Below are 7,739 nucleotides of genomic sequence, written 5' to 3'. Positions count from 1 at the left end.
AAGGGTTCGGGGAGCCGCACCGCAACGCCGAACGGGTGCGGCCCCTCGGCCCTGGTGTAGCCGAGCGACGTGGGCTGCGAGAACAACGTGCAGGCCCGGTCCTGCCGGTCCACCAGCAGATACAGCGGCGCACCGAACTGCCCGTACCGGCGGCGCTTGACCGTGCGGTCGGTGTCGCCGTTCGAGGGCGAGGTGACCTCGACCACCAGAACCGTCTGGTCCGGCAGCAAAGCTCCTTCGGTTCTTGCCAGTTCGGCCGGGACGACGGCCATGTCCGGAACGTAGAAGTTCTCCGTACCCGGCAGATCGAGATTGCCCGAACCGGCCCGCAGGCCGAGCTCACGCAGTCGCGGACCGATCTGCTCACGGATCAGGTCGATGGCGCTCTCATGCGCCCAGGACGGCGACACGGGGGTGATGACTCCCTCGACGATCTCGACGCGATCACCAGCAATGTGTTGAATCGCGTACTTGAGGGCCTGCTCCGGATTCGGCACCCGGCTGTAGTCGCCGGGGCCGATGTGCGCTGTGCTCACTTGCCGTTCTCCTCTCCGGCGCCGGTTTCCGCGCTCGGGGGCTGCCCGGAGGAAAGACTACCGGCGTCTCGACACCTCCTCCGCCGACTACACCGAGCAAAGCTCCGACTCCATCCTTGATCGCGTTTGACTATGAATCTTAGTCGCGTTTGACTATCAGCATGAGTACTTCTCGACTCTTCGCACTCAGCGCGCTCGCCCGGGGTGGGCCGATGCACGGCTATCAGATCCGGCAGGCGGCGCAGTTGGACCGGACCGAGCTGTGGACGGACGTCAAGGCAGGGTCGCTGTACAGCGTGCTGCACCGGATGGCCGGGGACGGGCTGGTCGAGGTGGTCCGCAGTGAGAAGGTGGGCGGTCCGCCGGAGCGGACCGTCTACGCGATCACCGAGCGGGGCCGCCGGGAGCTGGCCGCCCTTCGCGACGCGGCGCTGCGGAAGGTGCGGCTGCTGCCCGATCCGGTCGACCTGGCGCTGCAGTTCACGGCCGACCTCTCGCACGGGGACCTGGTCGAGGCAATCGCCGACCGGCGGCGGGCCGTCGCCGAGCAGATCACCATGTTCGAGGCGGAGTTCGAGGCCGCCCGGCCGGATCTGACCGGGCTCGAACCCTGGATCTTCGAGCACTGCCTCGCCCGGTTGAGGGCCGACCTGGCCTGGCACGACGACCTGCTCGACAGCCTGGAGCGGAACTCCCGGAGGGCCTCGTGATCCTCGTGACCGGCGCGACCGGCACCGTCGGCCGTGCCCTCGTCGACCGACTGACCGCCCTCGGCGCGCCCGTGCGCGCCACCACCCGCCGGCCCGAGCGGGCCGAACTGCCCGTCGGGGTGGAGGTCGTCCGCGCGGACCTGGGCGAGCCCGACAGCCTGGCCCCCGCACTGCGGGGCGTGCGCAAGGTGTTCCTGCTCGCCGACGGGCCGGACCTCCCGCGCCACGACGCCAACCTCGCCCGGGCGGCCGCCCGGGCCGGCGTCGAGGCCGTCGTGAAGCTGTCCTCCGGCCGGGTCGCCGACCCGACCGCCGCCGACCCCGTCGCCTGCTGGCACCGGGCGGGCGAACGGGCCGTCCTGGACGCCGGGTTGGCCTGGACGTTCCTGCGGCCGATGGGCTTCATGTCCAACACCCTCGCCTGGGCCGGGCCGATCCGGGCCACCGGCACCGTCGGGGCGCCGTTCGCCGCAGGCCGGGTCTCCGTGATCGACCCGGCCGACCTCGCCGCCGTCGCGGCCCTCGCCCTGACCGAGGCCGGGCACGAGGGCCGGGCCCACCTGCTGACCGGCCCTCAGGCACTCTCGCCCGGCGAGCTGGTCGCCACGCTCGCCGAGGTCCTGGGCCTACCACTGACGTTCACCGAGGTACCGCCGTCCGTCGCCCGCGAGGCGCTCCTCGGGCACGGCCTCTCCCCGGAGATGGCGGACGCGGTCATGGCACTGCGGGCCGCCTCGCTGGAGCCGTTCGCCGCGACCGTCACGCCCGAGGTGGAGCGGCTCACCGGCCGTCCGGCGACGGCGTTCCGGGCCTGGGTCGAGCGGCACCGCGAGGAGTTCGGCCGTGGCTGACGTCCACCGCGAACCAATCGCCCTCCCGCCCGGCCGGGGCGGCCGCTTCCACGTGCCCGGCAGCCCGTACGTGGTCAAGCTCGCGGGTGAACAGACCGGCGGCTCCCTCGCGGTGGTGGAGTCCACCTTCGCGCCGGGCGAGGGCGCCCCGCCGCACCTGCACCGCGGCCACGACGAGACCTTCTACGTCGTCAGCGGCGCGTTCCGGCTGCGCTGCGACGACCGCACCGTGGAGGCGGGCCCCGGCGGCTTCCTGCACGTCCCCCGCACCCACCCGCACTCCTTCACCGCGATCGGCGACGCCCCGGCCACCATCCTGGTCGCGCTGACCCCGGCCGGGTTCGAGCACTTCTTCATCGAGGCGGCCGCCCTCGCCGCCTCCGGCCGCCCCGACCGGCGGGCGATGGAGTCGCTCCTGGCCGGGTACGACCAGGAGCTGGTCGACTGGGGCCGCTCCGACGATCGACCCGGCCCGACGAAGAACCGATCCTGGTAATTGACTAAGCGCTTGCTTAGAATCGGCGGTCTGCCAGGTCGAACCCGAGTGCGCGCCAGGAGACGTCATGACCGAAGTGAACCGCCAGATCCGCCTCGCCCGCCGGCCGGTCGGGGAGGTACGGCCGGAGGACTGGGAGCACGCCGACACCGCCGTCCCCGTCCCGGGGGACGGCGAGTTCCTCGGCCGGACCCGGTACGTCTCGCTGGACCCGGCGATGCGCGGCTGGCTCGACGACCGGCCCTCCTACCTGCCGCCGGTCGGGCTCGGCGAGGTGATGAGGGCCGGGTCGGTGGTCGAGGTGGTGGCCTCGAACCACCCCGGGTTCCGGGTCGGCGACCACGTGGTGGGCACCTTCGGGGTCCAGGACTACGCGGTGTCCGACGGCAAGGGCGCGCTGAAGGTCGACACGGCGCTCGCGCCGCCGTCGACCTACCTCGGGGCGCTCGGCATGCCCGGGATGACGGCCTACTTCGGGCTGCTGGAGGTCGGCGCGCTCAAGGAGGGCGAGACCGTGGTGGTCTCCGGCGCGGCCGGGGCCGTCGGCACCATGGTCGGGCAGATCGCCAAGGTGAAGGGCTGCCGGGTGGTCGGCATCGCGGGCGGACCGGAGAAGTGCGCGCTGCTGACCGGGGAACTCGGCTTCGACGCCGCGATCGACTACCGGGCCGAGGACGTCCGCGAGGCCCTGCGGACTCACGCCCCGGACGGCATCGACGTCTACTTCGACAACGTCGGCGGCCCGATCCTCGACGCCGCGCTGACCCGGCTGGCGATGCACGCCCGGGTGGTGATCTGCGGCGCGATCAGCCAGTACAACAGCGAGAAGGGCGTGCGGGGCCCGTCCAACTACCTGTCGCTGCTGGTGCGGCGGGCCCGCATGGAGGGCTTCGTGATCTTCGACTACGCCCCCCGGTTCGCGCAGGCGGCCGCCGAGATCGCGGGCTGGATCGGCGAGGGCCGGATCACCGTCAAGGAGCACGTGGTGGAGGGCACCGTCGACGACTTCCCGGAGACCCTCGGGATGCTGTTCCGCGGCGAGAACACCGGCAAGCTGGTGCTGCGCCTGGTCTGAACCGCCGACGGGCGGCCGCCGAAGTGTCGGCGGCCGCCCCCGGGTTCAGAGCCCGGCGAGGAGGGCGCGCAGCCGCTCGTCCTCGCGGATGCTGTCGATCACGCTGCCGAAGGCGACGATCCGGCGGTCGTCCTCGGCCAGTTCGGCGATCCTCCAGCGCTGGGCGGTGTGCAGTGCGTCGGCGCCCAGTGCCTGGAGGAATTCGCAGGCGCCCCTGACGTCGGCTCCCGCCTCGGCCGAGCGCAGGACGGCGTCGGCGAGCCGGGCGGGATCGACGGTGTCGGGGTCGGTGATGTCCAGCAGGGCCAGGGCGGCGGCGGGGGCCTTCTCCGGGTCGTCGAGCAGGCCTTCCAGACGGGGGATCAGGGGCCGGGCGGCCGTGCCCAGGAGCGCGGCGGCGCGAAGGGCTTCGACGACGGTCCAGCGGTACCACTGCCGCCCCTGGACGCGGTCGAGGACGGAGGCCAGGACCGGGACGACCTCCTCGGCGTCGCCCTCGATCCGCCAGAGGGCGACGGCGATCGCGACGTCGGCGTCCAGCGACGCGACGGCCGGCTCGGCGTCCGCGTCGCCGAGCGCCGCGCGCAGGGCCGGGAGCAGTCCGGCGGCGGCCGCGCCCAGGTCGCCGGCGGCCCGGGCGGCCTCGGCCACTTCACACGAGGCGGCCAGTCGTTCGGTGACGGTGTCGAGCAGGAACCCGGTCTCGCCGGTGAGGTCGTGGTGGGCCCGGGCGACCGCGACCGGCCCGGCGAGCTCCCGCAGCACGGCGGCGGCCCGCCGGCGCTCCGCCGCGGAACCTCCGGCGGCGACGGCCGAGATGGCGGCGGCCGCGTGGTGGAAGCGGGGCAGCACCGCGGTCAGCTCGGGCAGGGCGGCGGCGGCCTGCGGGCCCCACCGGCGCAGCAGATGCACCAGGGTGGCGGTCTCGGTGCTTTCCAGGCCCTCGACGGTCAGCCGGGCGCGGGCGGCGGCGAGCAGTCCCGGGGCGAACGGGAGGACCGGGCCGTAGGGATCGCCGGCGACCTCGAGGGCGCGGGGGCGCCGGTCGAGGTCGCGGGCCAGCAGCGGGGCCGCCTGCCGGGGCTCGACGCGCAGGAGTGCGGCCAGGGCCCGGTCGGCCGCCTCGTCGTCGGGCTGGGCGGCGAGTTCGGCCAGGACGGGCGCGGCCTCGGCGGCGAGCGGGCCGAGCTTGGCGAGCAGGGTCGCCGCCCACGGCTCGGCGGCGAGCGCGGCGATGGCCGGGAGGAGCCGCCGGGGGGCGCTGCGGGAGACGCAGCAGGCGTGGTCGGCCACGGGCAGGGCCTCGTTCCGCACCTCCGGGCGCGGGTCGCGCAGGGCGGCCTCCAGAAGGGCGAAGGCGCCTTCGCGGCCGTCCTCACTGTCGAGCAGCAGCAGGCCGTCGACGATCGCGTGCAGCGGTTCGCGGGCGTGCGGGCCGTACGGGTCGACGGTGAGATCGCCGGTCGGCAGGAGGCCGAGGGCGGCGGCGTGGTGGGCGGCGGTCCAGGGCTCCTCCGCCCTCAGGCTGATGAGGAGCGCGGCCAGCCGCAGCGGCGCGGGGGTGTCCGGGGCGATCAGGGCGGTGGCGTCGTCGAGAACGGCCGACAGGCTCAACCTCCCCATGGCAGTGAGCAGTTGGGCTCGAACGTCGACGTCCTTCTCGGTCGCCCAGCGGCTCCGCAGAACGGGCAGGGCGTGGGCGACCCCGGCGTGGCCGACCGTCCAGGCGGCGAGCAGCCGCACGGACTCGTCCTCGTCCGCCAACCTCGGCAGGATCAGCGGGAGTTGGGCGGCGACGGCGTCGCGGACGGCCCCCACCGGGACCTTCCACTCGTCCTCGCTCTCGGCCAACCCGCCGAGCAGGCAGAGGACTTCGACCGTCCGCCGCCCGGCGGCGGCGATCCCGGCGAGGTAGGGGACGGCGTCGACGCTGGCGGCGTACACCGTGCCCTGGTGGAGGATGGCGCCGTACAGGTCGGAGAGCGCCTCCTCGGCCTCCTCGTCGTCGCCCTCGGCGAGCGCGCGCAGCAGGTCGGGAAGGTCCTCGGCGGGGCCGTAGGCGTGCGGGACGGAGGCCCAGGGGTGGGCGTCGAGGCCGGCGAAGACGTCTGCGAGGTCCATGGGCGCGATCCTCGCAGCCGCCGCCGACATCGCGCCGGCCGCCCGCACCACGTGCGGTGCGGGCGGCCGGCCCCGCCTCAGGCGTCCCGGCGGGTCAGCCGCAGCGCCGCCAGGGTGAAGGCGACGGCCAGGTAGCCGGCCAGGGCGGCGAAGCAGCCGACCGGGCCGAGGCGCTCGGTGCCGGCGACCGTGGTGCCGAGGCCCTCGAAGACGCCCTGGAGGCCGAACCGGGCCACCCCGTCACCGAACGGGGCGAGCAGCATCGGGGAGAGGAAGAACAGCCCGAACAGCGCCGCGACGGCCCCCGCCGTGTGGCGCAGCAGGAAGCCGAGTGCCAGGCCGAGCAGGGCGAAGGCGGACAGGAACAGGCCGCAGCCGACGACGGCCCGGGCCACCCCCGGGTCGCCGAGCGAGACGGCCAGGTGCTTGGCCGTCAGGGCGCGCCGACCGAGCAGGAAGGTCAGGAAGGCGAGCAGCTGGCCGAGCAGCGCCGTCGCCCCGCCGACCACCAGGGCCTTGGCGGCGAGCACCTGGCCGCGCCGGGGCACGGCGGCCAGGGTGGAGCGGATCTGGCCGGTGGTGTACTCGCTGGAGGCGGCCAGTGTGCCGAGCGTCCCGACGGCGAGGACGGCGACGTAGAAGCCTCCGGAGAAGCCGTACCGGACGGGGTCGAAGCGCTCACGCTGGGCGGCCGTCCAGCCGTCCCACTGGTCGGCGGCGCTCGCGTAGTCGATCAGGCCGATGAACAGTGCGGCGGCCAGGGCGATGCCGGTGGCCAGCGGGGTCGCGCGGACGCTGCGCAGCTTGACCCACTCGCCGGCCAGGGCGCCTCGGGTGGTGATCACGCGCTCCTCCTCTCGGCCGCGGTGCGGTCCGCCGTGCGGTCCGCCGTGCGCTCTGCCGCGCGCTCTGCCGTGCGCTCTGCGGCACGCTCGGCGGTGCGGTACTCGACGGCCTCGCCGGTGGCGTCCAGGAAGGCCTGCTCCAACGAGGCCCGCCGGACGGTGAGTTCGTGCACGCCGATGCCGTGCGCGGCGGCCAGCTCGCCGATCGCGGCCGGTTCCGGGCCGACCACCGCGAGCGCCCCGTCGGGTTCCTCCCCCACGTGGGCCGCCCCGGCCGCCCGCAGCAGCCGGGCGAGTTCGGCGGGACGGGCGCAGCGCACCAGGACGTCCGTACGGGCGTGCTCGGCCAGGAAGTCGGCCGTCGAGCGGTCGGCGACCAGCCGCCCGCGCCCGATCACCACCAGGTGGTCGGCGGTGAGTGCCATCTCGCTCAGCAGGTGCGAGGAGAGCAGCACCGTCCGTCCCTCGGCGGCGAGCCGGCGCAGCAGGGTGCGGATCCACTGGACGCCCTCCGGGTCCAGCCCGTTGACCGGTTCGTCGAGCAGCAGCACGGCCGGGTCGCCGAGCAGGGCTGCGGCGATGCCGAGCCGCTGCTTCATGCCGAGCGAGAACCGCCCGGCGCGGCGGCGGGCCGCCGGTTCCAGGCCGGTGAGCTCCAGTACCTCGCGGACCCGGCGGGCGCCGAGGCCGTTGGTGACGGCGAGCGCGAGCAGGTGGTGGCGGGCGGAGCGGGCGGGGTGGACGGCCGCCGCGTCCAGCAGGGCGCCGACCTCGCGCAGCGGGTGGCGCAGCGCGGCGTACGGGCGGCCGTTGACGGTGGCCCGGCCGCCGGTCGGGGCGTCCAGGCCGAGGATCAGCCGCAGGGTGGTGGACTTGCCCGAGCCGTTCGGCCCGAGGAAGCCGGTGACCTGCCCGGGGCGGACGGTGAAGCTCAGCCCGTCCACGGCGAGGGTGCCGCCGTAGCGTTTGCTGAGGTCGTGTACCTCGATCAAGGTGGTGCCTTTCCTTCCGTGTCCTTGTCCTTCTGTGGCGGGCCGACGCGGCGCGCCTCGTTGCGTGCCTCCACGCTCCCGTCCGGGCCCGGGCCGGGCGTCCCGCCGTGGGC

General features: G+C 74.8%; 8 protein-coding genes. 4 read left to right on the top strand and 4 right to left on the bottom strand.

Features of this window, described 5'->3' with window-relative positions; translation table 11 throughout:
* On the bottom strand, positions 1–536 hold a 536-nt coding region (locus J0670_RS23710), incomplete at its 3' end, for a Uma2 family endonuclease (RefSeq protein ID WP_207813678.1).
* A 161-nt stretch (positions 537–697) separates the two neighbouring features.
* Between J0670_RS23710 and J0670_RS23705 the strand changes: the two genes are divergently transcribed.
* From J0670_RS23705 to J0670_RS23690, 4 genes are all read left to right on the top strand, one after another.
* Positions 698–1,246, top strand: a complete 549-nt coding sequence (locus J0670_RS23705) for a PadR family transcriptional regulator (RefSeq protein WP_207813677.1) — start codon at positions 698–700, stop codon at positions 1,244–1,246.
* Positions 1,243–2,097, top strand: a complete 855-nt coding sequence (locus J0670_RS23700) for an NAD(P)H-binding protein (protein WP_207813676.1) — start codon at positions 1,243–1,245, stop codon at positions 2,095–2,097. The genes J0670_RS23705 and J0670_RS23700 overlap by 4 nt, the downstream gene beginning before the upstream one ends.
* Positions 2,090–2,593: a cupin domain-containing protein gene (locus J0670_RS23695; protein WP_207813675.1), complete on the top strand. Its 504-nt coding sequence runs from the start codon at positions 2,090–2,092 to the stop codon at positions 2,591–2,593. Before J0670_RS23700 ends, J0670_RS23695 begins: the two co-directional genes overlap by 8 nt.
* A gap of 67 nt (positions 2,594–2,660) precedes the next feature.
* The gene (locus J0670_RS23690; protein ID WP_207813674.1) at positions 2,661–3,668 is read left to right on the top strand and encodes an NADP-dependent oxidoreductase; all 1,008 of its coding nucleotides are present in this window, start codon (positions 2,661–2,663) and stop codon (positions 3,666–3,668) included.
* A 45-nt stretch (positions 3,669–3,713) separates the two neighbouring features.
* Here J0670_RS23690 and J0670_RS23685 read toward each other — a convergent pair whose 3' ends face one another.
* From J0670_RS23685 to J0670_RS23675, 3 genes are all read right to left on the bottom strand, one after another.
* Entirely contained in the window at positions 3,714–5,789 is a 2,076-nt protein-coding gene (locus J0670_RS23685) for a HEAT repeat domain-containing protein (RefSeq protein WP_207813673.1), read from the bottom strand.
* A gap of 77 nt (positions 5,790–5,866) precedes the next feature.
* Positions 5,867–6,634: an ABC transporter permease gene (locus J0670_RS23680; RefSeq protein WP_207813672.1), complete on the bottom strand. Its 768-nt coding sequence runs from the start codon at positions 6,632–6,634 to the stop codon at positions 5,867–5,869.
* Positions 6,631–7,626, bottom strand: coding sequence for an ABC transporter ATP-binding protein (locus J0670_RS23675; RefSeq protein WP_207813671.1), 996 nt, complete (start codon positions 7,624–7,626; stop codon positions 6,631–6,633). The genes J0670_RS23680 and J0670_RS23675 overlap by 4 nt, the downstream gene beginning before the upstream one ends.
* Positions 7,627–7,739: the final 113 nt, after the last annotated feature.

Origin of the sequence: Streptomyces sp. FH025 (assembly GCF_017427025.1) — a bacterium.
Lineage (GTDB): Bacteria > Actinomycetota > Actinomycetes > Streptomycetales > Streptomycetaceae > Kitasatospora.
The sequence above is the reverse complement of the archived record's forward strand: the minus strand, read 5'-3'. Positions and strand labels throughout refer to the sequence as shown.